Origin of the sequence: Couchioplanes caeruleus (assembly GCF_003751945.1) — a bacterium.
GTDB lineage: Bacteria > Actinomycetota > Actinomycetes > Mycobacteriales > Micromonosporaceae > Actinoplanes > Actinoplanes caeruleus.
Genome location: NZ_RJKL01000001.1, coordinates 4,790,308 through 4,816,770, shown reverse-complemented (window position 1 = coordinate 4,816,770; position 26,463 = coordinate 4,790,308). Strand labels below are relative to the sequence as shown.

Below are 26,463 nucleotides of genomic sequence, written 5' to 3'. Positions count from 1 at the left end.
TCGGGTGCTAGCAGGGCTGCTAGCGCTAGCAGGGCGAGTCGCTAGCGCTAGCAGCCCTGCGACGGCTCAGCCGTTGGAGCGTTTGCGGTCACGCTCCGCGATCGCGGCGAGGAGGTCGGCGTGGCGGATGCCGCGCCGGGTGACCGGCTTGCCGTCGACGCGGCGGCCGACGTCGGCCACCTTGACCGCGGGATACGACTTGAGCGCGGCGGTGAGCTGGGAGGCTTCCCAGCCGTCGTAGACGTCGGGCCGTAGTTCGGCGAGCAGCCCGCACAGGGCGTCGTTCCACGCGGACTTCTCGTCGCCGGGCCACACCCTCGCGAGGTCGTCCAGCACGTGGTGCTGCGGGGCGACGTCACGTTCGGCGGGGAAGGTCGGGATGTTGCCGGCCGCGGTGCGCAAGGCGACCGCGCGGGCGACGATCCGCGCGGCGGCGGTGGTGTCCACGTAGAACGAGCGGACCGCGGTGGCGCCGGGGCCGAAGCCGCGCAGGATGCCCCAGCCGGCCTCGTCGACCGGGCGGAACACGGTGGCCCGGTAGCCGTTCTTGTAGGCCGAGGTGCCGAGGATCATGTCGTTCGCCGTCTGGTCCGCCACCGACAGGCAGAAGCGGCTGTTGACGTTGCGGGTGATGCCGGTCGGCAGGCTGTCCTTGTCCGGGATCTGCGTGCCGATCAGGATGATGATCCCGAGCGCCCGGCCTAGCTTGATGACCTTCTCCAGCAGTTCCCCGGCTTCCTTGCCGTATTTGCTGGTCATCAGCTCTTGCAGCTCATCGAACCACGCCACCAAGGCGTGCAGGCCGGAGCCCTTCAGCGACGCCAACTCGGGGGTGACCTTGTTCTCCGGGGCCTTGCCGAGCCGGGCGTAGTGCTCGATGCGCTTGGAGCGGCGGCGGGCCTCTTCGTAGAGCCACTCGATGAACGCGAAGCACCGGGCGAGGGTCTCGTCGTCGAAGCCGTTGCCGTACTCGGCCATCACCGGCTCCAGCACGGCGAAGTCCCCCACACCCTTGAGTTCGTAGCCGCGGATCTCGCAGCGCGGATCCTTCGACGCGGCTAGCAGCAGCAGTCGCAGGGCGAAGGTCTTGCCGGAGCCGGGCTGACCACCGAACAGCCAGTTGCGGTACATCATCTCGGCGAAGACTTCGTCGAGCCGGGGTGTGGTGGCGAACGGGAACGGCTTGAACAGGTCGATCTTCGCGTCGGACAGCAGCGGGCACGGCGGTTGCTTCATCTGCGAGGCGGGTTCGTAGCCGACCCATAGGGCGAGGCGGCCGGTGTGCCCGGGTGCCGGTTCGGGCCACACCTGATCCAGCGGCAGCCGCATCGCCGAGGCGAGCTTGCCCCTGCGGGTCACCACCTCGGCAGCCTCCACCCCGTAGGGCAGGTCGACGATGGCGATGTGACCGGGGCCGTCGCGGTGGATGTCGACCGGGAAGCTAATCGCCTTCGGATCCTTGGCCACTGCGCTGTTGATGGCGGCCATCTGCAACGAGGTCAGCGCCCGTCGCACAAGTTCGGCGGTGAGCTTGCGATAACGCGTGCCCTCGCTGACCCGGTCGGTGATCGGCTTGTCCGCCGGACGTCCCCGGGTCGCCAAGAACGGCACCACCACGGCGAGCGCGGCCCAGCGCCACCACGTGGGCCCGTAGGCGAGCACGGCCACGCCGACGATCAGGGTCAGGAGGGCGGCGCCGATGACCCACCAGCGCCACACGCTTTGCCGCTGACGGCGCGCGTCGAGCTTGAGCCAGGTGTCGGCCTCACCCCGGGCCGCGGCGGCTTGTCGGAGGTGCCAGTTGCCCTCCTCGGCGGTGGCCCAGTGCACGGCCTGGCCGATGCCGCGGAAGAAGCCGACCGGTGCCCACACGGCCGTTTTCGCCGCGTACTTCGGCGACCGGACGGCGTGGTAGGCGAGCACGTAGCCGGCGTCTTTGGTCTGGTGCTTCACGGCTGCTTTGAAGCCGCGCCAGGATCGTGCCCAGTCCGCGAGGATCGGCCGCCGCTCACGCTGGCGGATCTGGATCTCGGCCGGGATGTCCTCGGCCGCGTCGACCGGGCCAGCCTCGCTCGGTGGGCTGTCATCGACCGACTCGGCATCGGTGTCATCGTCGGTCTCAGGTTCGGGGTCGGCGGGGGTCGGCGGCGCGGCGCGGTCCCGCCGGGCCGCGGCCAGGTCGACCACCTCGGCACCGGCGACGTCGTTCTCGGCGGCGGTCCAGTCGAAGTCGTCCGGGTTCGAGTTCGGGTTCGGGTGTGATGTGGTCATTGGCCGTTCTCCTTCCGGACGAGTGGGGTGACGGGGGCGGTGAGGTTGCCCTCGGAGTCCAGGCCCCAGGGCAGAACCCAGGTGAGTCGGCGTTCGGCCAGGGCCTCGCAGACGGCGCGGAGTTGGTGCTCGTCGGGGCGGTCGTAGACCCGGTTCCGGCGCGGCAGATCGATCCACTCGACGCCCTGATTGCGGTGGATCTTCAGGGCGTAGCCGCACCATCCGGCGGGCGCGATCGTGACTCGGGACGCGGGCCCGAGCCACCATCCGGTCCGGGGACGGACCCGGTTGGCAAATCGGTTGAGCAGCCGGCGCAGAAGTGCCAACAGGTGTGCTGGATCCGCGGTGGGGTGGGGGTGCGAGAGCATGAGGTTCTCCCCTGAGATCGCAGATGGGTGTTGGGGTGAGGCCCGGGACGCGGGCCGGAGGTTGTCGAGGCCGTGCTGGCCCGCGTCCCGAGGTGTGTTCAGAAGCGGATGGCGCCGAAGTTGGTGCCCTGACGCCCGACGCGGGCGTTGCCGATGGCGATGTTCACGACCGACGGCGTCGCGGCGGGTGTGTCGACCTCGGCGGTGTCGGCGTTCTGTTGGCCGACCCAGGCGTTGTCGAGGCGGATGTTCACCTCGCGGACCGTGTCGCCGCCGGCAGCGGGATCACTGCCCTGCACACCGACGCGGGCGCTGCCCGCGGCGATGTTCACCGTGCGCGCCGGGTACGCGTCCGGGATGTCCCCGCGCAGCGGCGTTGCCGAGGCTCGGGGCCGGTCGGCGCTGCGGCCGAAGATGCGGCCTTGAGCGCCGACCATGTCGTTGCCGGAGGCGACGTTCAGGGTGGTCGGGCTGGACGGGCTGGAGGTGGTGAAGGCGGAGTGGCCGGTGCAGCGGCGTCCGCCGTGGGCTTTGCTGCGACACATGACAGGGAAGTCCTTCCGATGGGTTAGGCGATGGTCAGAGCTGCGAACACGGGTGCGAACGTGGCGGTGGTGCTCATCGCTCGGTCCCCTCGCCGTTGCAGTACAGGCAGGTGACCGTGCCGCGGTGCGAGGTGTGCGCGACGACCTGGTCCGAGCCGCGGGCCAGCACCTCGGTACTGACGTCGGTGTAGCCGACGCGGCCGGTGCCGTTGCAGTGACCGCAGCGGCGCGGCTTCCTGGCGCACAGCCTCATCAGCGGTTCCTCTCGGTGTTGTGCCGGTTGTCGCAGCCGTGGCCGCCGTGGCCGTACGCGCCGCGGTGGCAGGGACACCACGACGCCGCGCATCCGCATCCCGGCACGGCAGCGGCGCCGTGCCCGCAGGTGCTGCACGTGCCCTTGGTGGTCTGGCCCTTGAGGTAGTCCTTGATCGCGCCCATCAGCGCTTCCTTCCGAACAGGCCCTTGACCAGGGCGACGCCAGCCGAGCCAGCGGCGCCGGCTGCGGCACCGGCAGCGCGGGTGATCTGGTTCTCGGTGTAGGTGCCGCTGTCGTATGCGCTGCGGCCGCGCAGGTGCTTGGGCAGGGTCGTCTCGACCACGCGGACGCGGCCGTTCTTGTCGCGCGTGTGGCCGTACTCGCGCTTGGCCATAACGATCAGCCCTTCCGGCGCGAGCGGTCGAACTGGCTGGGCCGGTCGGCGGCGTGACCGCGCGGGCAGGTGGCGTAGACGCCGGGCTGGCTTGCGACGATGCAGCCGCAGGTGAGTCGGGTTGTGACAGTGTGGGAGGTCTGCGAGACCATGGGTGCCTCTCCTTGAGGTCTTGAGAGATCAGGACTGACGGGATGGGGACCGGCGGCACGGCGCTTGACTTGGCGGTTGGGGCCGTGCCGCCGGGCGTAGCTAGCGAGGGTTGTGGCGCGCGTGGTCGCGCAGCGTGCGGTCGAGGTCCGCGCGCTGGCCGGGGGTCATCAGCGCGTGGATCTGCTGGTCGATGCCCCGGTCCTTGCAGAGCTGGTCGAGGTCGGCGACCGTGCGCTCTGCCATGGCGCGTTCGTCGGTGAGGCGGTGCTTGCCCATGACGGTTCGTGCTCCTTCCGGTGGGGTCAGGCGGTGAGGGTGTCGGTGAGCATCTGGCGATGGGCGGGAAACACCTCTGCGCCGAGGCCGGCCAGGCAGTGCACGAGGGTGCGGTAGTCGTGGGCGGGCAGCCACGCGGCGCGGGCGGCGTCGTCGCTGCCGTGCACCGGCGGGAAGTCGGCCGGTACCGGGTAGGTGCCGAGGTCGGTGCGGGACAGCACGGTGACCATCCACGCTTCGTCGCTGACGCGGGAGTCCGGCACGTAGCGCGGTGCCTCGGTCCGCCACCGATCGGCGGGCACCCGCAGGCCGGTTTCCTCGGCAAGCTCGCGCACGGCGGCATCCGTGGGAGTCTCGCCGGGGTCGACGAACCCGCCGGGCAGTGCCCATCCGCGGCCGTCGCACCGTTCGACCATGAGCAGCCAGCGGGCGCCGGTGCTGTCGGTGGCGGTCACCATGGCGTCGGCGGCCAGGGCCTCGCCCCAGTGGCCGAGTTCGTTGCGGCCGTAGCGGATCCCGGTGCTCTCGCAGGGGTTCACCGGTCGTCCGCCGATGACCTCGAACGGGATCGCGGCGGCGGCCTGCCGGGCGGTCCAGTCGATGCGGCGGGGGTCGGTCTCCGGATCGGCCCAGCCGTCGCGTACGCCGGTCGTGAGCACGTCCGGGTGGGTGTACGTGCGGACGTGCTCGGCGAACGGCGGGGTCGGCGGCGGCACCTCGGTCAGCAGCGCCCACAGGGTGGCCGTCAGGTGCTCGGCGATGTACTGCCGGTCGTGGTGCGCGTTGCTGAGCGCGCTCTCGGCCCAGCCGTGCAGCTCCATCAGATCGGCACGTAGGTGGTGGTAGACGCGGTGGGTGTCGGTGCGGTCCATCGGCGGATCTCCGTTCGGGTCAGCGGTGGTGCATGAGGTGGGCCAGAGCGGCGCCCATGCCGAGCACGGCGACCGGAATGCAAGACACGGCGGCGGTGATCGGCCATGGCGCCGAGGTCCATCCGGCGGCGGCCATCAGGTGATAGGCGATCTGCCCGAGCGCGCCCAGGGCGAGCGAGCCGAGGGCCGAGTACTTGGCGAACTCACGGGCGTCGCCCATCGCGCGGCCAGACAGCCACACGAACAGTGCGAACGCGGCGTAGGTCTCCACCCCGATCGGCAACGTGATCGCCGTATCGATCTCGAATGAGTCGGCGATGCCGGGCAGCAACTTGACCCTGCCGAAGCCGGTGAGGCGCCCCATCTCGACCCAGCCGCCCCAGATCGCGACGAACGCGGGCAGGCACAGGATCAGCACAGGCCACGTGACCGGCCGCCCTGCCGGCTGATCCGCGAGGGATATCTGCGACGGCGCCGGTTCGGGTGTCGCCTCCGGGCCGGGATCGGTAGGCGTCAGTGGGAGCGGCAGCACGGCCGCCGCCGCGCCCGGCACCTCGGCGGCTTCGTCCGGGTCGGCGGGCAAGGCGGGTGCCAGGTGCAGCAACGGGGCCTCGGCGAGGCTTCCCCGGCTCACCAGGTGTAGGTGCAGGTCGCTGCGGAACTTGTCCTGCTCGGCGAGGCGGTCCAGGGCCTCCCGCAGCGCCTTGGCCTTGTCCGCGCCGACACGAAACGTCTTCATCAGCTTGTTGCGCGAGGGCACCTCGCCCAACTCCCGGGCCAGGTCGACCGCGCGCGGGACCAGGTCGTCGACATTCGGCGGGTAGGCGCTGCGCGCCGTCGTCGTGGCTGTCATCGTCCGGCCCCGGCATCGGCATCGGTGTCGGTGTCGGTGTCGAAGCGCTGGAAGGTCAGCAGCGTGACCTTGATCATGCTGGTGATCTTGATCAGGTAGTCCTGCCCCTTCTCGATGACGGCGCCGGAGGTGATCGGCTCGGCCAGGGTCAGGTCTTTCCACCCGAAGACCTGGCCGGCGTGGTTCGAGCCGGTGAAGCTGACGAAGTAGCGGTAGGTGCGCGGGGTGGTCTCGGTGTTCATCGGGTGGGTTCTCCTTGGCAGATAAGGCATTCGCCGGTCGAGCGGGGGATGTAGTAGAGCCGCATCTGGCGGCAGGTCGGGCAGGTACGCCGGGCTGGCATGGCCTTGTCCAGAGCGGCGAGCACGGCCGGGGTGGCGGCGCGCTTCGGCCGCGCCCGGTCGAGGCGGTACAGGTAGGCGGCGCGGGTGCCGCCGACACCGCGCCACAAGATCTGCGCGGCGATCGGCTGACGCCCCGGGCACAGGCCCTGCGCGCGGAGTTGGCGGCGGGTGGCGTACCGGGTGCCGTCCGGATCGAAGAACACGGCCCGGACCCGGGACATCAGGCCACCAGGGCCGGGCTCGGGCGACGCGTGCGGCCGGCGACGTAGGCGAACGTTTCGCGGATCACGCGGGCCTCAGCACGGCGCAGCCGCCGCCAGTCCAGCACGGTCGGACCGCCACGGTCGTCGGCGTCCAACATCGCGATCTCCGCTGCCAGCCACGCCACCTCAGCAGCGATCAATGGCTCCTCAGCCTCGATCGCAGCCAGCTCAGCGGCGGCCGGTTCGTCGGTGTGGGGCGATTCGGTCCTCACGGATTCCTCCGGGTGACGGGTCGGCGCGGCAGCGACCAAGACGCGGCCACAGCCACGCCGACCAGCGGATTCAAGGGAAGAGATGCACGGACCTGAGCCGTGCGCGGCGACCTTTTCAGTGGGAGGTGCGGCCCGATCCAGTTGTCAAAGGACAAGCGCGCGGCGGGGCGGTCACGAGCGGCGTAGCCGAAGCCACCTCCGCCGTGCCGGGTACCGACCGACTATACCGGCTAGTCAGTCTGTACTGACTAGACAATGTTGATGCCCTGAAGGTGCCAGATCGGAGGATGCGATGTCAAGAGGTTCTGCCTAAACTGTCTAGACAGAGTTCGGCAAGGGGGCGACGAGTGGCCGTGACCAGGCAAAGCAAGGCTGCGGTGTGGGCGCAGATCGCAGAGGACTTGCGGTCAAAGATCACGGACGGCACGTACCGGCCGGACACCCGACTACCTACCGAAGCGGAGCTGACCAGCCTCTACGGCGTCGCCCGCGCTACCGTTCGACAGGCATTGACGGCCCTGGTCAACGAGGGCCTGATTGTCCCCCGCGCACCCCGCGGGTACTTCGTGCGACTTCGCCAACCGCTCTTCTACCGCCCGCAGCAGGAATTTCGGCCGCAGCCCAAAACCCCAGAAATGGACCGCTTCATGGCGGACCATTCCGCGGAGGGCCGGGAGCCTGAGCAGAGGATCGAGGTTTCCATCGTCGACCCCCCGGCCGACGTTAAGCAACGGCTGAAGCTTAACGAGGGCGAACTTGCTGCCGTTCGCCGCCGTATTCGATACCTCGACGGCGAGCCATTCAATACGAACGACAGCTACTATCCACTCAAATTTGTACAAGACACAGAAATCATGCGTCCCGTTGACATTGCCAGAGGCGCGAATGAGATCTTGGCCGAGAATGGCTATCCACAAGTGCGCGCTCTGGATGAAATCTATGTGCGCATGCCGACACCGGACGAGATCCGACGACTTGAGCTAGGGCCTGGCACGCCCATCGCCTGCCACATATGCACGGGACTGTGCCCTGACGGCACCCCGGTCCGAGTGGTGGTCAACATCCTGCCTGGGGACCGTCATGTCATTGTCTACGAGCGTGATGGAATGGATCCCGGCAAGCGATGACTCAATTTGCCATCCGCACGGCGACTACCAACGACCTTGAGGCGCTGGTGACCTTGTACGGCGAGGCCCGCTCGTGGCTTGCCAAGAACGGAACGAACCAGTGGGCAACCAATACTCCAGAGAAGGTTCAAGCGAGGCTCAGGCGCTCGATTGAGCGGCGCGAGTGTTGGATCGCCGAGGTTGACGGGAGCCCGGTGGGAATGATGACAGTGGACGAGTTCGCCGATCCCGAGTTCTGGACTGCGGACGATAATCCTTCCAGCGCGCTGTACGTACATCGAATGGTCGTCGCTCGTTCTGCCGCCGGAAATAATGTCGGCGGCAAACTCCTGGATCAGGCCGAAAAACTCGCGGCGGCGCGCGGTAAGAAATGGCTTCGGCTAGATGCATGGCGGACAAACGAACCGCTGCACGCATATTACGAGCGGCAAGGATTCGACGCCGTGCGGATAGTGAATCTGAGCCATCGCGGCTCGGGTGCCCTATTTCAGAGGCTTGTTGGCGGGGAGAAAGCGCGGCGCCATTAAGTTTGATGCAACAGCCGGACTGAGGTACTTCTGCTCTTAAATCGACGAAGCGGTGACCAGCGTCCGCCGGCCACCGCTATCCATCCGCCTCGCTAGGCTGCCGAATCCTCGGCGACGGAACTGCCAACCTCCGGCTGGCGCTCAGGGTTCGGGCATGGCGTGGTGGCGCGACAACCCCGAATTGCCAGAGCTTAATCACCAAGCTTGGTGCAAGTCAGCACAAGAAGTTCATCGGACATCATCTTGGAGCCAGCCTTGGCGGACTGCTTGGTGACGGTCCAGTTCGCGAGCTTAATGACGACGGTGTCGAAGGGATCTTCGGACCCAAAGTCAATATTGGTGAAACCAAGGCGCGTAAGCTGATCGTCCGCAACCGCCGCATTCTTACCGACCAGCTTGGGCACGGTCAGCCTCTTCGGTGCCTGTGACGTCTCAGCCGTCTCAGGCGTCTCGACAGGGGTGGTGGTCGCAGAAGTGGTTGCAGCGTCTTCATCGTCACCACCACCACCACATGCTAGGAGTGGCACCAGGACGGCCACGGCGGTCAGTGCCGCGACACGTTGAGTGATCATTCAGTCAGCGTAGGACTCGCTGATCCAGCCGTCAGGAAAACGCGGGTGTTGAGCACAGTCCGCCCGTCGACGAGAGCTGGGAAGGGTGGCCCACCCGCGGCGAAGTTAGCGAGGGTGACGGCTCACCACTGACAGTTCGAACATAGGTTCTACGCTGCGAGACGCGCCACCGCCTCATTCGCGGACGTTCGCAGACGTTCGCCGAATCGCGCCGAGAAGTGTTCGTGCAGCTCACGAGCGGTCCTGAACGGTCGCGAACGACCGGACGCAGACTTAGAAAGCGTGCGGCCCGCTCGTCGGACCTGACGCTACCTCTGGCGTAGGACGATGGCTCGAAGCTCGTCGACGGCTAACCACGACTTGGAGCGGTGAATCATCCGGTGGCAGTTGGAGCACAGCAAGGCGAGGTCTTGCAGACTGGTCTTCGTTGGCCCGGTCACGTGCAGCGGTGTTCGGTGGTGACACTCGATGTAATCGGCACCGTGTGGCCCGTAGGTCTTGCCGAAGTCGAACCCGCAGACCTCGCACGCAATGGCTAAGCCGGCCTTCTTCACCTGTGCAAGCTTGGCTCTCCGGATCTTGGGGTCTCGCTCCCGGCGAAGATGCTGACGCAGCAGTACGCCGCCCTCATCGGCGGTGGCGTCTCCTACGTCGGCATCTGGCAAGGCTTCCCCTGGCTCCTCGGCCCACAGAGCGGCCCGGATGGCCTTGGCGAGGGCATGCATGTCCGCCGGGCTGTCGAGGAAGTCGCGGAGGACTTCGCCGTCGATGCGGTTGCCGTTGGTGGCGCGTCCCGCGTAGGCAGGGTGAGAGGTGGCGATGTCCGCCATCTTGCGGTGGATGCTTGAGGGTGTCCGGAAGTCGGGGCCCCGCTGGTCCGGTGGATAGATGGTGTGGCCCTGGAGGAGCTTGGACAGCTCGATGACTTCCGGATGGGTGCGATCGAGCGGACGCCACCCGTTGGGCTCGATCAGTGCAGAGGCGAGGATGATCTCGTCACGGGTCCAGTCCTGCCTCGGTATGTAGCGGACTGTGAAACCGAGTGCTTCGAGTCGAGGGACAACGGTCTTCTCACCGCCGCTGAAGTCGGCCGGTGCAAGCGCCACCCCTGTGCTCAGCCGGTGTGCGTGGCCAACGATGGCCTTGGAGTCGTAGAGCTGACCGCCGTGCTGGAGGTAGTAGAGGCGGGAGCGAGAGAAGCCTGTCGCCCGGAGGAACTCCTCGCGCCCGAGTCGATCGAACTCGGCGATGGCGGCGTGCACGGCGGGTGCGGTGATGTCGGCGAGCGTCACGGGCCGACCCTAGGCCAGGGGTACGACACCGCGATGTGGTCTCAGTTCTGGTCTCGTTCGCCGCGTCTCGCCGCCGTTCGCTGCGGTCCGCCCGTCAAACAAATGCCAGGTCACGCGCGGTGGCGACCGCTCGCGGACGATGGCTCGCAGACCTCGAAAGCGTGTGAGGGTGCAAGCCCTCCAAGGGTTCAAATCCCTTCACCACCGCCAGCATCACGCGAAGCGCCCGGCAGCCGCCGGGCGCTTCGTCGTTTCGCCGGCGGCCTCGGCCGGAGAACCGGCTGTGCCTTAGATCACCGGAGCGTCCCGGCGTCGATCGACCATCGCCGGCGAACCGGTAAATTCGCCACCGGCGAATTCCGGCCGATTACGGACGAGGTGCGCATCGATCCCACGGTCGGTGGATTTCCCGCGCTGGACCTCATGAGGTTCGATGCTCGCATGGGGGAAAAGGTAAGAAGGAAAATTGCAGGAATAGCCGTCATTGCCCTCGCCGCGGGGATCCTGCACGGATCTTCGGCCGCGGCGGAAGCGGCAGACGTTCACGTCATACCGATCGACCCGGTTTTGACCGAGGATCCGGACGCCCTGCTCGATCTGTACCGGGCCGGCACCGTCCGGGCGCAGTTGGCCGACCCGACCGCGAGCGCCCGATGCGGCGCTGCCGCACCGGGACCGGTGCCGGACGGCGAGGACATCGTCGTCAAGCTGTCACCGGCCGCACCGTTCACTGTGGGCAAGATCAACCCGACCACCTGGCGCAGGCCGCCGGTCGCCGACCCGACCTGGCGGATGGGGTACGAGGGTCTGATGTGGATGAGGCCGCTGGCCCGGCGGGCGGCGATGGACGGGCAGACGAAGTCGTTGGACGCCCTGGTCGACCAGGTCGTCTCGTTCCACGCGAAGAACCCGGACCCGAAGAGCAACTCGTACGGCTGGGACGAGGGCACCGCGCTGCGGCGCCTGGAGACCGAGAACTGCCTGTACGCGCTGACCGGTTCGGAGAAGCTCCGAAAGCCGATCTTCAACGACGTCAACGTGCTGCTCGGCTTCCGCTACTACGGGCCGCCGTACGCCCCGGTGCACAATCACGGGCTGATGGCGAACCTGCAGATCATCCGGGCCGGCGACCATCTCCACCGGGCCGACTGGACGAAGCGGGCGAGCGATCGGCTCGTCGCCGAGGCACCGCTGGCGTTCTCCAAGCGCGGGGTGATCTGGGAGCAGGCGTCCCAGTACCAGGTGGTGAACGCAGATCTGTGGGACCAGGCGGCGAGGACGCTCGCCGAGTCGCCGGGTACGGGTGCGGCGGTGACCTCGATCCGCCGGAGCGTGGCCAACGCCCGCACGGCGTTCACCTGGATGACCGAGCCGGACGGCAAGATCGTGCAGATCGGTGACTCGGAGAAGATCGACGGCGAGGCGGCGAACCCGTCCCGCGCGCCCCGGACCTTCCGGGACGACCAGACCGGCTGGATCATCGGCCGCTGGTCGTGGACCGATCCGAAGACCAGCTACTACACGATCCGGTACGGCCCGTCGCGTCGCGCGCACGGGCACCACGACCGGGCCGGGGGTGTCACGTACACGGCCAAGGGCGTGCGGGTGCTGGTGGGTCCGGGCAAGTACAACTACGACCGGAAGAACAATTTCTACGCCTACCAGATCAGCGCGCAGAGCCACAACGTGCCGATTCCGGCCAAGGGCAAGGCGGGCAACGGCGCGTCGACCGTCTCCGGTTCTGTGGCGCAGGCCGCGGCCCACGCCTGGACCATCAAGAACACGGTCTACGGCACCGGCCGCGCGCATTCCCGCAACGTCAACGTGAACCGGGACGCGAGCCGGATGACGGTGACGGACAAGTTCCCCAAAGCGCAGCTCTGGCGTCAGTATTGGCACCTCGACCCGCAGTGGCGGCGCGTTTCGGGCGTGAAGAACGGCAAGACGCTGGTGTTCGCACACCCGTCCGGGAGGAAACTCAGGATCACCACGACCGGGGCCGTCTCGGGCTTCGTGAAGGGCATCACGCGACCGCCGGCCGGCTGGCACTACCCCAGCTTCGGCAACCGGGTGCAGGCCTACGAAATCGTGATCCGGTCGACGGCGCCGACGCTCACCACGACGTTCACGGTCAGCTGATCGGCGAGCACCACCATGAGAAACGCCCGGCAGATCTGGCTGCCGGGCGTTTCGCCTTTTTCCCGTACGGGCACACCGGCGTCCCGTGGCGCACGGCCCGGCTCCTGCCGTCCCGGCCCGATCGCGCCGCCGCCGGGCTTATCCGCGCTGCTCGCCGGCCGGCTGCCACTTCTGCATCCACGGCGAGTCCGGCCAGTCCTCTGCCGCGGCCATGATCGGGTACGCCGTACCGCCGTCGATGCCCTCGCGGATGATGTCGGCGTGGCCCGCGTGCCGGGCCGTCTCCTGGATGAGGTGCAGCAGCACCCAGCGCACCGACCAGTTGTCCAAGTCCTTCGGGTTCCACGGCACCGAGTGGTCGACGGGCACGTCCTGTCCGAGGTCCGCAATCTCCGCGATCGTCTTCTCGGTCCGCACTGCGACGCGGTCGTAGTAGGCGAACACGTCCTCGATGGTCTCGCCGTCCGCGAGCCGGAAGTGGTCGGCGTACGCCTGGTAGTCGACCGGCTGCGCCTCCCGGAGCACGGTGGAGATCCAGCCCTCCTCCACGGACGCGCAGTGCTTGATCAGGCCTCCGACCGTCAACGAGCTCGCCGTCGGGGCGGCGCGGAGCTGGTCGGGGGTGAGTCCGTACGCGGTGAGCCGCAGCACGTACCGCATCTGGGCGAGGTAGGCGAGCAGACCTTCGCGCTCGTTGCCGATGGCGCCGACCTGACCGGGCATGACGTTCTCCTGTCCTCGGTTTCCCTTACCCGGGTAAGCCTAGGAACGATTGCGGTCAGTTTCCGGCCGCATTCCGGCGACTTTCGCGCCAACCCTCTCGACCCAGCCTCCCGCGCGTCCCAGGCTCAGGAGCGCGTCCCGCTCCGGCTCGATCTCCACCGGTACGCACTCCGCGACCGGCCACCCCCGCCGCAGTTCCCCCGGCCGGCGCAGCAGCGGAGTCAGCTCGGCGACCGGCTCGGGCTCGGCGAGGCGGCCGGCATAGGCGCCCAGATCCTCGAGGACGCCGGGCAGCACCCGCCGGACGGCCGCCGCATTGCCGCCGCACATGGCCGCGATGAGCTCGGCGCGGGTCGCCGCCACCCGCGTACCGTCCCGGAACGAGCCGGCCGCGAGGGCGGCGGCGAGCGGATGGCCGTCGATCAGGTTGGCGAGGGCCGCGGCGAGCAGATGCGGGACGTGGCTGATCCGGGCGACGGCCTCGTCGTGTTCGTCGGCGCCGGCCGGCACGACCCGGGCACCGATCGAGGTGTAGAGCGCGGCGAGGCTCAGCCAGTCGTCCATCGAGGTCTCCGGGTCGAGGCAGAGCACCCAGGCGCAGCGGTCGAAGAGATGCGGGTCGGAGGCGAGGAAGCTCGACTCCTCCTTGCCGGCCATGGGGTGGCCGCCGACATACCTGCGGCCCTTGAGCAAGTCGCGGACCGGGCCCTTGACCGAGGTGACGTCGGTGATCACGCCGGGGAAGCCGTCGAGTTCGGCGAGGACGTCCGGCAGCACCGGCAACGGTACGGCGAGCACGACGACGTCGGCGCCCTCGACGGCGGCGGGAATGCTGCCGGCCACGTGCCAGGCGGGTCGCCCAGCAGGCGCGGCCTCTGCCAGTGCGGCCTCTGCCGATGCAGCCTCTGCCGATGCGACCTCTGACGGCGCGGCCCCTGCCAGTGCGGTCGCGGCCTGGCGGGTGGCGAGGCCGATGTCGTAGCCCGTCACCTGGTGGCCGTGGGCGGCCAGTGCCCGCAGCAGCGACCCGCCGATGAGCCCCAGACCGATGATCGCGACGTTCACGCCGGTGACTGTCGCACACCCCCGGACATCATCCGTACGGCCGTGTGGCTTTTAGTCCGTTTCGTCACTAGATAACCTGCATCAACGTCGTTACGGTCGAGAAGTGACGTACAGGGGCAAACTTCGCAAGCAGATCATGATCGTGGGGGCGGTGGTCGGCGCCGTCGTCGCGGCGCTGCCCACCCCCGCACAGGCGGCGCCCTCGGAGTCCCCGGACTCCGTGCCGGGCTTCAACGGGACAGTGCTCGCCGTGGCGTACTCCGGAAGCACGATCTACCTCGGCGGCACCTTCACGTCCGCCGTCGTCCAGGGCAAGACGGTCGCGCGGAACCGGCTCGCCGCGGTCAACGCGTACACGGGCGAGCTGCTGCCCTGGGCGCCGGCCGCCGACGGCCGGGTGAAGGCGCTCGCGGTGAGCGGATCGTCCGTCTACATCGGCGGCGACTTCGGGTACGTCAGCGGGCAGAAGCGGGACAGCCTCGCCCGGCTCGACGCCGCCAGCGGCGCGGTGTCCAGCACGTTCAAGCACGCGATCGACGGCAGGCCGTACGCGCTGGCCGCCGCCAACGGCCGCCTCTACGTCGGCGGCACGATCACCAGGGTCAACGGCCAGACCCGCACCAGGCTCGCCGCCTTCAACCTCACCAGCGGAGTCCTCGACAGCGCCTGGAAGCCCACGGTCGACGACCAGGTCGAGGCACTCGCCACCGTGAGCGGCCGGGTCTACGTAGGCGGCAAGTTCCACCAGGTCAACAGCACGTCAGGGTACGACCGCCTGGTGGCGCTCGACCCGTCCTCGGCCGCGATCGTCACCGCGTTCAAGCCGAAGCCGGCCGTCATCGTCTTCGCCATCGGCGTCACCTCCGACGGCGTCTACACGGCGCACGGCGGCCAGGGCGGCACGGCGACGGCGTACAGCCTCACGGGCGCCAGGCGCTGGAGCGCGACGTTCGACGGCGACGCGCAGGCCGTCACCACCCTCGGCGACACCGTGTACGTGGGCGGCCACTTCGACCACGCCTGCCGTACCGCTCGCACCGGGGACCAGGGCGTCTGCCTCGACGGCGCGGACGACCGCGTGAAACTCGCGGCGCTGGCGATGGACGACGGCCATCTGCGCGACTGGACGGCGAACATGAACGGCGTCGAAGGGGTGCTGGCCCTGGCGAGCAACCCGAGCCTCGGCGCGATCGCCGCCGGCGGTGCGTTCACGACGATCAACGGGGTGGCACAGAAGCGGTTCGCCCAGTTCAGTTAGCCGTCCCGCGGGCTTTCCGCCGCACAAGCAGGGCCGCATCCCCGGGCGAGGATGCGGCCCTGTGCGTGTACCTGTCAGCCCTTGCAGCGGTGGGCCTTCTCCCACGACTCGACCTCGGCCACCGGGCTCCTGCCACCACCCTTGCGCCACGAGGTCAGGTAGGGCGCCGGCCAGACGACCCCGCGCCGCACATCCCAGTCGCCCACCTCCGCGCACGGCGGCGAGATGCCGTAGTGCAGGTGGCAGACATTGTTGGCGTTGCCGGTGCGCCCCACCTTGCCGAGCTGCTGACCGGCCCGTACCCGCACTCCCGGCTCGATGCCGGACTTCACGCTGCTCAGATGCGAGCCGTAGTAGCGCACGCCGTCGTCGCCGAGGATCGACACGTAGAGGCCGCCGTTGAGGGGACCGTCCGGCCGGCCCTTCACGTACGCGTCCTTCAGGCTGATCTCGAGCACCACGCCGCTGGTCGTGGCGACGACCGGCTCACCGCAGTCGGCGAAGATGTCGGTCGCCGGATATCCCGAGTGCGTCGGGTGATAGTCGGCGTTCGACGCCTGCACGGGGAACACGTACTTCACGTTCGCCGGTGCCTTTCCGGCAGCCGGCGGCTTGCTGGTCGGGGCGGGCGACTTGCTCGGCGCCGCGGCGGACGGTGTCGCGGAAGCAGGTCCGGCGGAGACCGGCGCGGACGCCGGCGCTGTGGAGGGCTCCAGAAACTGCGGCGTCGCGGTCGCCGACGGCCCCTCCTCCGGCGCGCCGCAGGCGGCGAGCGAGAGGGCGGCGACGGTCAGAACCGAGAGGGTACGCAGGGAAAGCACCGCGCCATACTGGCAGAGATCTTCCTGCCCCGCAGGTCGGCCGCCGATGGATAGGGTTGACGGGGGAACCGTCGACGCCGGGAGGATGGCATGGCCGAGCACCGCGGAGGCTGGGACGACATGCCCCCACCCGCCGGATGGTTGCCGTCGCCCGGCGAACGGAGGGAACCCGAGGACCGGAAGCCACCCACGCCGCCGCCCGCGTCGGAGACGCCTCCCGGCCCGCCCGTGCCGACCGCCGCCCACCTGGCACCCGGCCCACATATCCGGCCCGGCGCGCTCGTGCCGCCCATGCCGCCCGGTTCACCCATGCTGGCCGCACCGCCCCTGCCGCCCGGCCCACACCTGCTGCCTGGTTCGCAGATGGCGCCGGGAGCGCACCTGCCGCCTGGCGCGCTTGTGGCGCCCGGCAACCACCCGGCGCCCGGCATCCAACCTGCGCCCGGCATCCAACCTGCGCCCGGCTCGCACCCGGCACCCGGCCCGCATCCGGCGCTTGGTCCGCATCCGGCGCTTGGTCCGCATCCGGCGCTTGGTCCGCATCCATCCTTTGGTCTGCACATGCCGGCCGGTCCTTACCTGCAGCCGGGTCAGCAGATGTTTCCCGGCATGGCGACGCGACCCGTGTACCGGGAGCCGCACCCGATCCGCACGGGCCCCCTGCTGTCCGGGCTCGGCGCGGCATCGGTGTGGTTCGCACTCCTCGGCGGCATCGGCCGGGATCTGCTCAGCTACGCCTGGTGGACGATCGCCGCGGCGGTCTCCGCATGGCTGGTGGCGATCCTCCTGGGCGTCCTCGGCGACCGCGCCGTCGCGGTGGGCGTGGCCCTCGCGAGCGGCCTCGGTCTATCGATAGCCACCGGTTTCGTCGGCGCGAGGTGGATCACTACCGAAGACTGGCCTCTGTGGTGAATGTCCAGCTCTGAGGCGATGTGTCATTGACGATCAGTACTCTTTCGGTGGCGCAGCGCACTCGGCCTTGACGAACGCCGGACGGCTCGGCAGTCTCGGCCTCATGGCCCACGTACCGCAGCGACTCGACCCGGACCGTCGCCGTCGCAGGCTCGAGCTCCTCGCCGCTCTGGCCAACGCGAAGACGGCCCGCGACCACACTCAGCCGCAACGCCTCCGCGGCGCCCGCATCCGCGAATTGATCGCAAGCCGCCGGCGCCTGTTCCACTGATCCACCGCCCGCCCGGCCCCACCGCCGGCGACCTGCCGGGCCGCGGTCACCCCGCCGACACCCTTCCGGGCCGCGGTCGCCCCGCTGGCACCCTGCGGGCCTGGTCACCCCGCCGCCCGCGCGCGTCCGAAGGTCCCGCTCAGAGCTTCTCGCCACGGTCGAGACGCACCACTCGACGGTCCGTGACAACGGCCGTGACGAGGTCGTTCGGCGTGATGTCGAAGGCCGGGTTGACCGCCGCGGAGAACGGCGTCACCTCCGCCGCACCCCGGTCCTCGATCTCCACCGCGGCCCCGTCCGGGGTGTCCATGTCAACCGTCGACTCCGGGGCAACCACCACGAACGGCACCCCGGCCCGCCGAGCACCGAGCGCATGCGCGTACGTGCCGACCTTGTTGACGACGTCGCCGTTCGCGCAGATGCGGTCGGCGCCGAGGATGACCGCATCCGCTTCGCCGCGGGACAGCAGGAACGGACCCGCCGAATCGACGGCGACCCGGAACTCGATCCCCGCCTGCGCCAGTTCCCAGGCCGTCAACCGGGCGCCCTGCAGCAACGGCCGGGTCTCGCTAGCGATGACCCCGGCCAGGGCACCCCGCCGCTGCAGTTCGTACACCACCGCCAGCGCAGTGCCGCCGACCACCGCGGCAAGGGCGCCGGTGTTGCAGTGGGTCAACACCCGGGGCCGCTCCCCGCAAAGCTCCTGCAGCAGGTCGGCACCGAGCACCGCCATGGCCGCCGAGGCCGCGATCTCCTCGTCCCGTACGGCACAAGCTTCGGCAAGCACCGCCTCGACGCCGTAGCCGAGCCGAGCGGCAGCCCGGCGCGCCCCGCGAGCGAGATTCACCGCGGTGGGTCGAGCCACCTCCACCGCCCGCACGGCACGAGCCAACCCCTCCGGATCCCCGGCAAACTCCCGCGCGGCGAGGGCGACCCCGAACGCACCGGCCACCCCCAGCGCAGGAGCACCCCGAACGGCAAGCGACTGGATCGCCGCAACCAGATCGGCGACGGCGGTGATCCGCTGCATGATGAGTTCACCGGGCAGGGCCGTCTGGTCGACGAGCTCAACGGCCCCGTCGACCCAGTCAATGGTCCGCATGCGCCGCAGCCTAGCCCGACTGACGAAACCGTCCCCCGGCTCGATACCCGCACCAACCGCCGAGAAGCAGCCCGCACGCACGACAAGCAGCCCGCACGTGCGGCCTACGGCTCAGAGGCGGGCGAGGGCCTTTCTCAACGGATCGAGGCCCAGCGCTCCCAGATTGAGGGCGTCGCGGTGGAACTGCTTGAGGTCGAAGGCCGCGCCCTTGCGGGCTTTGGCGTCGTCGCGGGCCTGGAGCCAGATGCGTTCGCCGACCTTGTAGGACGGTGCCTGGCCCGGCCAGCCCAGGTAGCGCTTCCACTCGAAGCGGAGGACGTCCTCTTGCATGCGGCAGTGCTGGCGGAGGAACTCCCAGCCCAGTTCGGGCGTCCAGCGCTCGCCCGGGTGGAAGCCGAACGGGTTGTCGCGGGGGATCTCCAGCTCGAGGTGCATGCCGATGTCCACGATGACCCGGGTAGCCCGCAACGCCTGGCCGTCGAGCATGCCGAGGCGGTCGCCCGGGTCGGCGAGGTAGCCGAGGTCGTCCATGAGGCGTTCGGCGTACAGGGCCCAGCCCTCGCCGTGGCCCGAGCACCAGCAGAGCAGGCGCTGCCAGCGGTTGAGCAGGTCGGCGCGGTGGATGGTCTGGCCGATCTGGAGGTGGTGGCCCGGCACTCCCTCGTGGTAGACCGTCGACGTCTCGCGCCAGGTGGAGAACACCGTCTGGTTTTCCGGGACCGCCCACCACATGCGACCGGGGCGGCTGAAGTCTTCGCTCGGTGCCGTGTAGTAGATGCTGCCGTCGCTGGTCGGTGCGAGGCAGGCCTGCACGGTCAGCACCGGCTTGGGGATGTCGAAGTGGGTGCCGTTCAGCTCCGAGACGGCCTTGTCCGCGGTGGCCTGCATCCAGTCGCGGAAGGCCTCCTTGCCCGGGATGTTGCGGGCCGGATCGGCGTCGAGGACCTCGACGGCACGGTCAACCGTGGCTCCCGGGCCCGCGATCTCGACGGCGACCGCGCGCATCTCGCGCTCCAGCCGGGCGAGTTCCTCGAAACCCCAGGCGTACGTCTCCTCGAGGTCGATCCTCGCGCCGAGGAAGTACTGCGAGGCTCGGGCATACCGCTCGGGGCCCGCCGCCTCCTTGTCGCGGCCGAGCGGGGCGAGCTCCGTACGCAGGAATTGCCCGAAGCCGGCGGTGGCCGCCGTGGCCGCGGCAGCGTTGCGTTGCAGGTCCGCGCGGAGGGCGCCCTGCGCGCTGAGCCCGTCGGCGAGGCCGTGGAAGAAGTTGTCGCGGGCCGGGTCGGTCCAGGCGTCGCACTGCTCGGCGACCTCGATCATCTGGTTGCGCGCGCTCACGTTGCCCTTGGCGGCCTGTTCGAGCAGGGTGCGCTTGTACTGCTCGAGGGCGCGCGGGAACGCGCCGAGCCGGGCGGCGATATCGGCCGCCGCGCGCTCGCCCTGGACCGGCATGAGGTCGAAGGCCATGCGCAGCCCGTGCAACCCGCTGGCGATCACACTGATCTCGCTGGCGATGTCGCCGGACTCGTAGCGGGCCAGGTCGAGGCCCAGTCGCTCCTGCATCGCGTCCTTGGCGACGTTTTCCGCCTCGGTGGCGGGCTCGAGCGGGTCGAGCTCGGCGAGGGTGCGCCGGACGAGATCGGCCTGCGCGTCGTAGCCCTCGGGCGACAGGTCGTCGAGCTGGTCGTCGTATCCGGGCACGCCGATGAAGGTGGCGCCGGTCGGGTTGAGCGGGGCCCACTCGTCGACGTAGCGGTTGGCGAGGTCATCAATCTGTCCCACGGGGCGACCCTACGGGAGAGCACCGACAATTCGCTGTACCTAGTCCGCACGGGAGTGACCTGCCGTCCATTCGAGCAAGCGATCGGCGGCCCAGGTGTTGACGACCCGGTCCACCGGTACGCCGCACAGCGCCGCGCGTTCGCAGCCGAACCGTTGCCAGTCGAGCTGTCCGGGCGCGTGCGCGTCGGTGTCGATGCTGAACAGGCAGCCCGCCTCGACCGCGACGGTGAGCATGCGCTTGGGCGGGTCGAGGCGGTCCGGCCGCGAGTTGATCTCGATCGCCTTGCCGTGTTCGACGCAGGCGGCGAGCACCTTCTGCAGGTCGAACTCGCTCGGTGGCCGGGTGCGGCCGCCGCGGTGCGCCCGGTCCCCCTCGCCCGCCGCCGAGACCTTGCGCCCGGTCATGTGCCCGAGGATGTCGAGGTGCGGGTTGGCGATCGCCGCCAGCATCCGACGGGTCATCCTGGACGAATCGTCGCGCAGTCCGCTGTGTACGGAGCCGACCACGACGTCGAGGCGCTCCAGCAGCTCGTCCTCCTGGTCGAGCGAGCCGTCGGCGAGGATGTCGACCTCGATGCCGGTGAGGATCCGGAATCCCTCGGGCAGGGCGTCGTTGAGCCGGGCCACGTGGTCGAGTTGCCGGCGCAGGCGGGCCGCGGTGAGACCGCGCGCCACCGTCAGCCGTGGCGAGTGGTCGGTGAGGACGAGGTATTCGTGGCCGAGCTCGACCGCCGCGAGCGCCATCTCCTCGATCGGGGAACCGCCGTCCGACCAGTCCGAGTGCGTGTGGCAGTCGCCGCGGAGCGCCTCGCGCAGGACCGCGGCGGCGCCCTCGAGGTCGGTGCCCTCGGTGCTCGCCAGCCGACGCAGGTAGACCGGCTCCTCGCCGGCGAGCGACTCGGTGATGCAGCGCGCGGTCACCTCGCCCACTCCCGCGAGCTTCGCGAGCGTGCCCTCGGCCGTTCGGGAGGCAAGCTCCGCGGGCGGCAGCGCGGCGATCGTCGCGGCCGCCGAGCGGAACGCTTTCACCCGGTATGTCGCCTCGTTGGCGCGCTCCAGCAGGAACGCGATGCGCCGCAGGTCGGCGACCGGATCACGAGAGGCCATGCCGCTCAGCGTAGGCGGTGTCCCGGTGCGCGCCGGCCCGCTCGCGTACGGACGATTCCGGCGAACCGGATGTCGCCCCGCGTGAGCCGAACGCCCGCCCCGAAGTCCGCCTGGCGGTCTTTCTCACCACGCTGTCCACATCATGAGATCCGAACTGTATTCATCTAACTACTCAGTGTAGCTAGATGCCGTGATGTGATGCGTTCTTTACCGTTCCTTAATCATCAACGAACGTAGCAGCGTACTCCATAGTGGAAACCCTGGCGGCCCGGAAATCGCCACGCTGTAACGCTTCCCGCACGGACCGCATAACCCTCGCCTACCTGCGCGGGCGCGTCGCAACTGTGGGTGTAGCAGACGTGTACGGCCAGGTCACCCCCAGGGTCCATCCCCCGATCAGACGATCCAACTCTGACCCTAAGAAAGGGGTCGCATGATTGTTTCCCGGATAGATTGACCCGGATCGGTGCGCCCGTACGGCTACGGAGGGTAGCCACCAAAACGGTCCAACGAGGTGCACGGCGGAGGAAGTGGACGATGTCAGTCTCGGTGAATAACCGGCGAACCCGGATGCGGTCCGCGCTCGCGGCTGTTCTGACGGTTTTGATACTCCTGCCGGCGGGGATCCTGTTCGCCCGGGTCTGGAGCGACGTCTCCGAACTCGACGACAGCACCCGGCTGGAGCAGAAGGGCGCGGAGTACATCACCGCGCTCAGCCCGCTGGTCAGCGCGCTCGCCGAGGCACAGACCTCGTCCCTGTCCGGGGTGAAGGCGACCCCCGGCTCCCTGACCGCGGCCATCGCCGGAGTCAACGCCGTCGACCAGCGCCTCGGCACCGATCTCGGCACCCGGGACCGCTGGACCGGCCTGAAGCAGAAGATCGACCTGCTGTCGAAGGAGACCGGCTCCCCGGCCGCCGCGTTCGACGCCCACGTCGAGGTCACCGAGCTCGCACTGGCCCTCTACGAGGCGGTCCGCGACAACTCGGGCCTGCTGCACGACCCCGACAACGACATCCTGCACCTTGCCGACGCGGTCGCCATCGACCTGCCCGCCACCGTCGTCCAGGTGAGCCGGATGGGCGACCTCAGCCAGCTCGTGGCCAAGGCGACCGGCCAGCAGCGCGACCAGCTCGGCGCGAAGTTCGCCGCCTCGGTGAGCGCGGTCGAGACCTCCGTGGGCGGCCTCACCGACAACCTGCAGGAAGCCGTCGACGACACCAACAGCGCGACGCTGAGCGGCAACCTGGTCACCGGCCTCGACAACTTCCGCCGCGGCGTCGAGTCGTTCATCCGCGGCGCCAACCTGGGCGGCACGCCCAACGTCGCCACCATGGCGACCGCGCAGAGCCAGCTCCAGATCTCGCTCGGGAGCCTGGCCGGCATCATCAACCGGGAGATGTCCCGGCTGCTGGAGGACCGGCTCGACAACCTGGCCTACCGCACGCTCGAGGCTCTGGTCGCGGCGGGCGCCGCGGTGCTGCTGGCCGTCGCCGCCATCGTCGTCCCGCTGACCACCCGCCGACGTTCGGCCCACGCGGGCGTGCGGACCCCCGGCGAGGCCGCGCGGGACATGACGATGGGCGCTCACGGCGGGGAGCCGGACCGGCCGGTGCCGGCGTACGGCGAGGCCACCTCCTCGCGGAGGGAGCGGTCCGGTGCTCTTCGGTAAGCTCCGCATCCTGGGCAAGCTGACCCTCCTGGTGCTCGTACCGCTGCTCGGCGTCCTCGCGCTCGCCGTGCCGATCGTCGTCAACCGCGTCGACGTCGCGCGGGACGCCCAGGACACGTCGGACGCGGTCCGGCTTGCCACCCGCATCGGCTCGGCGCTGCAGGAGCTCCAGGAGGAGCGCCTGCTCTCGGTCGGCTATCTCTTCGGACTCATCCAGGAGCCCGAGCTCGCGGTGCAGACGGCCAAGGCGACCGACCGCATCCAGGCGCTCAAGCGGCTCGACCAGCCGCTGACCCCGGCGCTGACCCGGGCGATCGACGGGGTGTCCCAGCTCGCCAGCACCCGGGCCAACGTGCTCAACCGCAGCATCCGGCCGGACGAGATCATCTCCCAGTTCACCGCCGTGGTCACGCCGGTCATCGACGAGCTCTCGGTGGCACAGCAGGCGGACCTGGCCACGTCGGCCGGCCGTCAGGTGTTCGCGCTCGAGCAGGCCCTGCGCACCGACGACATGATCGGCCAGGCCGCCGGATACCTCACCGGCGCGGCGGTGACCCGCAACGCCGCGCTGCTGGGTCTGTTCAACTCGACGCTGGTGCAGCTCCAGTTGCTCATCAACAACTCGCAGCGTTACTTCACCGACGCGCAGTACAAGCTCTACCTCTCGGCCCAGGAAGCGTTCGCTTCCCGGGTGGGCGCACGCTTCCTCGCCGAGGTGGTCATCGACCCGGCCACGGCCATCAAGCAGCTCGACGTCAAGTCGCTGCTGCCCTCGCTGCGCTCCGTCATCGTCCTCGGCAGCTTCGTGGAGAAGCGCGTCGCCGCGGACGTGGACGCGGCGGTGACCGTGGACCGTGACTCCGCGCTGCGTACCGCCGCACTGGTCGGTGGCATCTCGGTCCTGCTGCTGCTGATCGTGGTGGCGCTGTCGTTGGTCATGGCCCGCGCGGTGGCCCGGCCCCTGCGCCGCCTCACCCGGTCGGCCGAGCGGATCGCCGTGGCCGCCGAGGCCGAGCTGCAGCGGGTCGCGGACGACGACGCCGAGGCGGCCCGTCCGATCCGTCTCGACTCGGTCGACGTGGCGGCCCGCGACGAGATCGGCGACCTGGCCCGGGCGTTCGACCGGGTGCAGACCACGGCCGCGCAGCTCGTGGAACGCCAGGTGCTCAGCCGCCGCAACGTCGCCCAGATGTTCGGGCACGTCGGTCGACGTACGCAGAACCTGGTCGGCCGCCAGCTCTCCCTGATCGACAAGCTGGAGCGCCGCGAGACCGACAGCGAGCGCCTGCGCGACCTGTACCGCCTCGACCACCTGTCGAGCCGCCTCGGGCGAAACGCCGGTTCGCTGGTCGTGCTCTCCGGCGGGGCCGGCACCAACGACCACATGGCGCCGCTGGGCCTGTCCGACGTCGTACGCCTCGCCCTCGGTGAGATCGAGGACTACACCCGCGTCGACGTCGAGGTGCCCGAGGAGTTCGTGGTCGTTCCCGCCCTCGTGGCCGATCTGACCCTGTTGCTGGCGGAGCTCATGGAGAACGCGACGTCGTTCTCGCCGCCGCACACCCGCGTCACCATCACGGCCGCCGGCGTGCGCGGCGGCGCCCGCCTCGCGATCGTCGACCGCGGCCTGGGCCTGGCGCCGGAGCGCCTCGCCGAGGAGAACGCCCGGCTGACCCGCCGCGAGCGCCTCGACCTGGCGCCGACCGAGGTGCTCGGCCTCTTCGTGGTCGGCCGCCTCGCCCGCCGGCACGGCGTCGAGGTCATGCTCACCGACACCCCGGACGGCGGCGTGACCGCCTGGATCGACCTTCAGCCGGTGCATCTGGTGCCCCGTCTGGAACCGTCGGTGGCGCCGAGCGCGCCCAGCGCGCCGATCAGGGCGACGGTGCCGAGCAGCCACACCGAGTTCGCGCCGCTGGTCGCCGGCGGTGCCGCGCGGTCGGTGCCGGGCAGCGTTCAGCCCTTCGACGCCAACGTGCTGAGCCGGGCCACCCACACGCTGGAAGCGGCGCAGACCTGGAACGCGTTCTCCGTACGGCCGACCGCCCCGCAGCTCGAGGCGATCCCCGTCGAGGTCCGCGACCAGCCGGCGACCTACGAGGCGACCCCGGTGGCCGGGCGTTTCCCGGCGACGCTGCCCGAGCTGCCCGCCGCGGGCCGCTACGGAGAGCCGGAACGCCCGGCGCTGCGCGGCCAGGTCGTCATGTCGGCGCCCTCGGACGCGATGTACCAGCGCCCCGAGCCGGTCCGACCGGCGCTCGAGCCGCCCGTGCCGCACACGCCGCCGCACCCGGTCGCGCCGCAGCAGGCCGTGGCCCGGGCGGCGGTGCCCCCGGTGATCGTGCCGCAGGCGGCCGTGCCCCCCGCGGCCCCGCAGGCGGCCGCGGCCCCGGCGGTCGTGCCGCAGCCACGCACGAGCCCGGAGCCGCCCCAGGGCTCGAGGCCCCCGCTGCGCCGGCGCGTACCCGGCAGCCAGCTTCCGGTGGAGACCGGGTCGCGGACGAACGCCGCGCCCCCGACCACGGACGACGCTCTCGCGGCCCGGGAGGCGTTCAGCGCCTTCGAGGCCGGAGTGTCCCGCGCCCAGTGGGACGTCATGGAACAGGACATGGCCGCGCCTCCCGCCGTGGGTCATCCCCCGCTGACCCGGCGGGTGCCCGGCGCGACCCTTCCGCTCAACGATTCGGCCAAACCGGCGCCGCCGGCGCCGGCGGCTCCGCCACTCGATCCGGAGGCCGCCCGAGCCCTGATGGAGCAATTCGAGTACGGCGTAGCCCGAGCACTGCACGAAACCCAGCCACAACACGAGGGACAACCGCGATGACATCCCCTTACCCTGCCGACACGTCCCAGCTCAGCGCGGAGGCGAAAACCTTCAACTGGCTGCTGGACTCGTTCACGTCCGGCACGGCCGGCGTCGTGGAGGCGATCGCCGTCTCCTCGGACGGCCTGCTGATGGCGATGTCGGGGAACAAGGACCGGCCCAACGCCGAGCGCCTCGCGGCGGTCGTCTCGGGTATGACCAGCCTCGCCGGCGGTGCCGCGAGCTGGTACCAGCTCGGCAGCCTGAACCGCGTCATCATCGACATGAACGACGGCTACCTGCTGGTGACCTCGATCAGCGCCGGCTCCGTGCTCGGCGTCATCGCGGACCGCACGGCCAACCTCGGCACCCTCGCCTACGAGATGACGCTGTTCGCCACCCGAGCCGGCGGAGCACTGAGCCCGCGCCTCATCGCTGAGCTGAAGAACGCCGTCCAGCAATGACGATCGCCTCCGCAAAGGAT

30 protein-coding genes and 1 tRNA gene are annotated in these 26,463 nt (G+C 69.8%); 10 read left to right on the top strand and 21 right to left on the bottom strand.

Annotated features, from left to right (window positions below; all coding sequences use genetic code 11):
• Positions 1–66: 66 nt before the first annotated feature.
• The 13 genes from EDD30_RS21325 to EDD30_RS21275 all read right to left on the bottom strand — a co-directional run bounded on the left by EDD30_RS21325 (position 67) and on the right by EDD30_RS21275 (position 6,807).
• Positions 67–2,271: a cell division protein FtsK gene (locus EDD30_RS21325; RefSeq protein WP_071809800.1), complete on the bottom strand. Its 2,205-nt coding sequence runs from the start codon at positions 2,269–2,271 to the stop codon at positions 67–69.
• Positions 2,268–2,639 (bottom strand): hypothetical protein, encoded by a 372-nt coding sequence (locus tag EDD30_RS21320; RefSeq protein WP_071809801.1) that lies wholly within the window; start codon positions 2,637–2,639, stop codon positions 2,268–2,270. The genes EDD30_RS21325 and EDD30_RS21320 overlap by 4 nt, the downstream gene beginning before the upstream one ends.
• 98 nt (positions 2,640–2,737) lie before the next feature.
• Positions 2,738–3,184, bottom strand: coding sequence for a hypothetical protein (locus EDD30_RS21315; protein ID WP_071809802.1), 447 nt, complete (start codon positions 3,182–3,184; stop codon positions 2,738–2,740).
• A 73-nt stretch (positions 3,185–3,257) separates the two neighbouring features.
• Complete coding sequence (locus tag EDD30_RS21310; RefSeq protein WP_071809803.1) at positions 3,258–3,437, bottom strand: hypothetical protein; 180 nt, start codon at positions 3,435–3,437, stop codon at positions 3,258–3,260.
• Positions 3,437–3,622: a hypothetical protein gene (locus EDD30_RS21305; protein ID WP_071809804.1), complete on the bottom strand. Its 186-nt coding sequence runs from the start codon at positions 3,620–3,622 to the stop codon at positions 3,437–3,439. Before EDD30_RS21305 ends, EDD30_RS21310 begins: the two co-directional genes overlap by 1 nt.
• A complete protein-coding gene (locus EDD30_RS21300) occupies positions 3,622–3,834 on the bottom strand; it encodes a hypothetical protein (protein WP_071809805.1) in 213 nt (70 codons plus the stop codon). Before EDD30_RS21300 ends, EDD30_RS21305 begins: the two co-directional genes overlap by 1 nt.
• A gap of 5 nt (positions 3,835–3,839) precedes the next feature.
• Positions 3,840–3,986 carry a hypothetical protein gene (locus EDD30_RS39265; RefSeq protein ID WP_170208283.1) on the bottom strand — a complete coding sequence of 49 codons (147 nt, stop codon included), beginning with the start codon at positions 3,984–3,986 and terminating at the stop codon, positions 3,840–3,842.
• Between the two features lie 100 nt (positions 3,987–4,086).
• Positions 4,087–4,263, bottom strand: a complete 177-nt coding sequence (locus EDD30_RS39260) for a hypothetical protein (protein ID WP_170047706.1) — start codon at positions 4,261–4,263, stop codon at positions 4,087–4,089.
• Positions 4,264–4,289: 26 nt separating this feature from the next.
• Positions 4,290–4,979, bottom strand: coding sequence for an NUDIX domain-containing protein (locus tag EDD30_RS21295; RefSeq protein WP_071809842.1), 690 nt, complete (start codon positions 4,977–4,979; stop codon positions 4,290–4,292).
• A 175-nt stretch (positions 4,980–5,154) separates the two neighbouring features.
• Positions 5,155–5,988, bottom strand: a complete 834-nt coding sequence (locus tag EDD30_RS21290; protein ID WP_071809806.1) for a hypothetical protein — start codon at positions 5,986–5,988, stop codon at positions 5,155–5,157.
• Positions 5,985–6,230: a hypothetical protein gene (locus EDD30_RS21285; RefSeq protein WP_071809807.1), complete on the bottom strand. Its 246-nt coding sequence runs from the start codon at positions 6,228–6,230 to the stop codon at positions 5,985–5,987. The genes EDD30_RS21290 and EDD30_RS21285 overlap by 4 nt, the downstream gene beginning before the upstream one ends.
• Positions 6,227–6,553 carry an RRQRL motif-containing zinc-binding protein gene (locus EDD30_RS21280; RefSeq protein WP_071809808.1) on the bottom strand — a complete coding sequence of 109 codons (327 nt, stop codon included), beginning with the start codon at positions 6,551–6,553 and terminating at the stop codon, positions 6,227–6,229. The genes EDD30_RS21285 and EDD30_RS21280 overlap by 4 nt, the downstream gene beginning before the upstream one ends.
• The gene (locus EDD30_RS21275) at positions 6,553–6,807 is read right to left on the bottom strand and encodes a DUF6284 family protein (protein WP_071809809.1); all 255 of its coding nucleotides are present in this window, start codon (positions 6,805–6,807) and stop codon (positions 6,553–6,555) included. Before EDD30_RS21275 ends, EDD30_RS21280 begins: the two co-directional genes overlap by 1 nt.
• Positions 6,808–7,160: 353 nt before the next feature.
• Between EDD30_RS21275 and EDD30_RS21270 the strand changes: the two genes are divergently transcribed.
• Together EDD30_RS21270 and EDD30_RS21265 are read left to right on the top strand one after the other, a co-directional pair.
• Complete coding sequence (locus EDD30_RS21270; RefSeq protein WP_211278064.1) at positions 7,161–7,934, top strand: GntR family transcriptional regulator; 774 nt, start codon at positions 7,161–7,163, stop codon at positions 7,932–7,934.
• On the top strand, positions 7,931–8,461 hold the full coding sequence (locus EDD30_RS21265; RefSeq protein WP_071809810.1) for a GNAT family N-acetyltransferase: 531 nt from the start codon (positions 7,931–7,933) through the stop codon (positions 8,459–8,461). Before EDD30_RS21270 ends, EDD30_RS21265 begins: the two co-directional genes overlap by 4 nt.
• 191 nt (positions 8,462–8,652) lie before the next feature.
• Here the strand turns inward: EDD30_RS21265 and EDD30_RS38390 are convergent, their stop codons facing one another.
• Both EDD30_RS38390 and EDD30_RS21255 read right to left on the bottom strand, forming a co-directional pair.
• Positions 8,653–9,033, bottom strand: coding sequence for a PASTA domain-containing protein (locus EDD30_RS38390; RefSeq protein ID WP_143163060.1), 381 nt, complete (start codon positions 9,031–9,033; stop codon positions 8,653–8,655).
• 308 nt (positions 9,034–9,341) lie between these two features.
• Positions 9,342–10,325: an HNH endonuclease gene (locus EDD30_RS21255; RefSeq protein ID WP_071809812.1), complete on the bottom strand. Its 984-nt coding sequence runs from the start codon at positions 10,323–10,325 to the stop codon at positions 9,342–9,344.
• A 118-nt stretch (positions 10,326–10,443) separates the two neighbouring features.
• Here EDD30_RS21255 and EDD30_RS39255 point away from each other — a divergent pair.
• A tRNA-Ser gene (locus EDD30_RS39255) sits at positions 10,444–10,535 on the top strand.
• A 168-nt stretch (positions 10,536–10,703) separates the two neighbouring features.
• On the top strand, positions 10,704–12,464 hold the full coding sequence (locus tag EDD30_RS21250) for a hypothetical protein (RefSeq protein WP_148088156.1): 1,761 nt from the start codon (positions 10,704–10,706) through the stop codon (positions 12,462–12,464).
• 138 nt (positions 12,465–12,602) lie between these two features.
• Here EDD30_RS21250 and EDD30_RS21245 read toward each other — a convergent pair whose 3' ends face one another.
• Positions 12,603–13,187, bottom strand: coding sequence for a DinB family protein (locus EDD30_RS21245; RefSeq protein ID WP_071809814.1), 585 nt, complete (start codon positions 13,185–13,187; stop codon positions 12,603–12,605).
• Positions 13,188–13,226: 39 nt separating this feature from the next.
• A complete protein-coding gene (locus tag EDD30_RS21240; RefSeq protein WP_071809815.1) occupies positions 13,227–14,252 on the bottom strand; it encodes a prephenate dehydrogenase/arogenate dehydrogenase family protein in 1,026 nt (341 codons plus the stop codon).
• 103 nt (positions 14,253–14,355) lie between these two features.
• Between EDD30_RS21240 and EDD30_RS21235 the strand changes: the two genes are divergently transcribed.
• On the top strand, positions 14,356–15,510 hold the full coding sequence (locus EDD30_RS21235) for a PQQ-like beta-propeller repeat protein (protein WP_244945347.1): 1,155 nt from the start codon (positions 14,356–14,358) through the stop codon (positions 15,508–15,510).
• Positions 15,511–15,584: 74 nt separating this feature from the next.
• On the opposite strand, the gene EDD30_RS21230 is transcribed toward EDD30_RS21235, so the two are convergent.
• A complete protein-coding gene (locus EDD30_RS21230; protein ID WP_244945346.1) occupies positions 15,585–16,331 on the bottom strand; it encodes a M23 family metallopeptidase in 747 nt (248 codons plus the stop codon).
• A gap of 561 nt (positions 16,332–16,892) precedes the next feature.
• On the opposite strand from EDD30_RS21230, the gene EDD30_RS21225 reads away from it, so the two are divergent.
• Together EDD30_RS21225 and EDD30_RS39250 are read left to right on the top strand one after the other, a co-directional pair.
• On the top strand, positions 16,893–17,243 hold the full coding sequence (locus tag EDD30_RS21225; RefSeq protein ID WP_071809816.1) for a hypothetical protein: 351 nt from the start codon (positions 16,893–16,895) through the stop codon (positions 17,241–17,243).
• A gap of 103 nt (positions 17,244–17,346) precedes the next feature.
• Positions 17,347–17,514, top strand: coding sequence for a hypothetical protein (locus EDD30_RS39250; protein ID WP_170047707.1), 168 nt, complete (start codon positions 17,347–17,349; stop codon positions 17,512–17,514).
• A gap of 139 nt (positions 17,515–17,653) precedes the next feature.
• Here EDD30_RS39250 and mtnA read toward each other — a convergent pair whose 3' ends face one another.
• The 3 genes from mtnA to EDD30_RS21205 all read right to left on the bottom strand — a co-directional run bounded on the left by mtnA (position 17,654) and on the right by EDD30_RS21205 (position 21,505).
• Positions 17,654–18,616 carry an S-methyl-5-thioribose-1-phosphate isomerase gene (mtnA, locus tag EDD30_RS21215; protein WP_071809818.1) on the bottom strand — a complete coding sequence of 321 codons (963 nt, stop codon included), beginning with the start codon at positions 18,614–18,616 and terminating at the stop codon, positions 17,654–17,656.
• Between the two features lie 111 nt (positions 18,617–18,727).
• A complete protein-coding gene (locus EDD30_RS21210; RefSeq protein WP_071809819.1) occupies positions 18,728–20,398 on the bottom strand; it encodes a DUF885 domain-containing protein in 1,671 nt (556 codons plus the stop codon).
• 39 nt (positions 20,399–20,437) lie between these two features.
• Positions 20,438–21,505, bottom strand: coding sequence for a PHP domain-containing protein (locus tag EDD30_RS21205; protein WP_071809820.1), 1,068 nt, complete (start codon positions 21,503–21,505; stop codon positions 20,438–20,440).
• A 537-nt stretch (positions 21,506–22,042) separates the two neighbouring features.
• Here EDD30_RS21205 and EDD30_RS21200 point away from each other — a divergent pair.
• Genes EDD30_RS21200 through EDD30_RS21190 form a run of 3 tightly spaced genes read left to right on the top strand, consistent with a single transcriptional unit; the run spans position 22,043 to position 26,443 of the window.
• Entirely contained in the window at positions 22,043–23,176 is a 1,134-nt protein-coding gene (locus EDD30_RS21200; protein ID WP_071809821.1) for a hypothetical protein, read from the top strand.
• Positions 23,163–26,000, top strand: coding sequence for a sensor histidine kinase (locus tag EDD30_RS21195; RefSeq protein WP_071809822.1), 2,838 nt, complete (start codon positions 23,163–23,165; stop codon positions 25,998–26,000). Before EDD30_RS21200 ends, EDD30_RS21195 begins: the two co-directional genes overlap by 14 nt.
• Complete coding sequence (locus tag EDD30_RS21190) at positions 25,997–26,443, top strand: roadblock/LC7 domain-containing protein (protein WP_071809823.1); 447 nt, start codon at positions 25,997–25,999, stop codon at positions 26,441–26,443. Before EDD30_RS21195 ends, EDD30_RS21190 begins: the two co-directional genes overlap by 4 nt.
• The last annotated feature ends 20 nt before the right edge of the window (positions 26,444–26,463 follow it).

Coding starts and splice junctions, on each gene's coding strand:
- EDD30_RS21325 (WP_071809800.1), bottom strand. CDS start 2,271: ATGACCACATCACACCCGAACCCGAACTCGAACCCGGACGACTTCGAC.
- EDD30_RS21320 (WP_071809801.1), bottom strand. CDS start 2,639: ATGCTCTCGCACCCCCACCCCACCGCGGATCCAGCACACCTGTTGGCA.
- EDD30_RS21315 (WP_071809802.1), bottom strand. CDS start 3,184: ATGTGTCGCAGCAAAGCCCACGGCGGACGCCGCTGCACCGGCCACTCC.
- EDD30_RS21310 (WP_071809803.1), bottom strand. CDS start 3,437: ATGAGGCTGTGCGCCAGGAAGCCGCGCCGCTGCGGTCACTGCAACGGC.
- EDD30_RS21305 (WP_071809804.1), bottom strand. CDS start 3,622: ATGGGCGCGATCAAGGACTACCTCAAGGGCCAGACCACCAAGGGCACG.
- EDD30_RS21300 (WP_071809805.1), bottom strand. CDS start 3,834: ATGGCCAAGCGCGAGTACGGCCACACGCGCGACAAGAACGGCCGCGTC.
- EDD30_RS39265 (WP_170208283.1), bottom strand. CDS start 3,986: ATGGTCTCGCAGACCTCCCACACTGTCACAACCCGACTCACCTGCGGC.
- EDD30_RS39260 (WP_170047706.1), bottom strand. CDS start 4,263: ATGGGCAAGCACCGCCTCACCGACGAACGCGCCATGGCAGAGCGCACG.
- EDD30_RS21290 (WP_071809806.1), bottom strand. CDS start 5,988: ATGACAGCCACGACGACGGCGCGCAGCGCCTACCCGCCGAATGTCGAC.
- EDD30_RS21285 (WP_071809807.1), bottom strand. CDS start 6,230: ATGAACACCGAGACCACCCCGCGCACCTACCGCTACTTCGTCAGCTTC.
- EDD30_RS21280 (WP_071809808.1), bottom strand. CDS start 6,553: ATGTCCCGGGTCCGGGCCGTGTTCTTCGATCCGGACGGCACCCGGTAC.
- EDD30_RS21265 (WP_071809810.1), top strand. CDS start 7,931: ATGACTCAATTTGCCATCCGCACGGCGACTACCAACGACCTTGAGGCG.
- EDD30_RS38390 (WP_143163060.1), bottom strand. CDS start 9,033: ATGATCACTCAACGTGTCGCGGCACTGACCGCCGTGGCCGTCCTGGTG.
- EDD30_RS21245 (WP_071809814.1), bottom strand. CDS start 13,187: ATGCCCGGTCAGGTCGGCGCCATCGGCAACGAGCGCGAAGGTCTGCTC.
- EDD30_RS21225 (WP_071809816.1), top strand. CDS start 16,893: ATGCCGGCCGGTCCTTACCTGCAGCCGGGTCAGCAGATGTTTCCCGGC.
- EDD30_RS39250 (WP_170047707.1), top strand. CDS start 17,347: ATGGCCCACGTACCGCAGCGACTCGACCCGGACCGTCGCCGTCGCAGG.
- mtnA (WP_071809818.1), bottom strand. CDS start 18,616: ATGCGGACCATTGACTGGGTCGACGGGGCCGTTGAGCTCGTCGACCAG.
- EDD30_RS21205 (WP_071809820.1), bottom strand. CDS start 21,505: ATGGCCTCTCGTGATCCGGTCGCCGACCTGCGGCGCATCGCGTTCCTG.
- EDD30_RS21200 (WP_071809821.1), top strand. CDS start 22,043: ATGTCAGTCTCGGTGAATAACCGGCGAACCCGGATGCGGTCCGCGCTC.
- EDD30_RS21190 (WP_071809823.1), top strand. CDS start 25,997: ATGACATCCCCTTACCCTGCCGACACGTCCCAGCTCAGCGCGGAGGCG.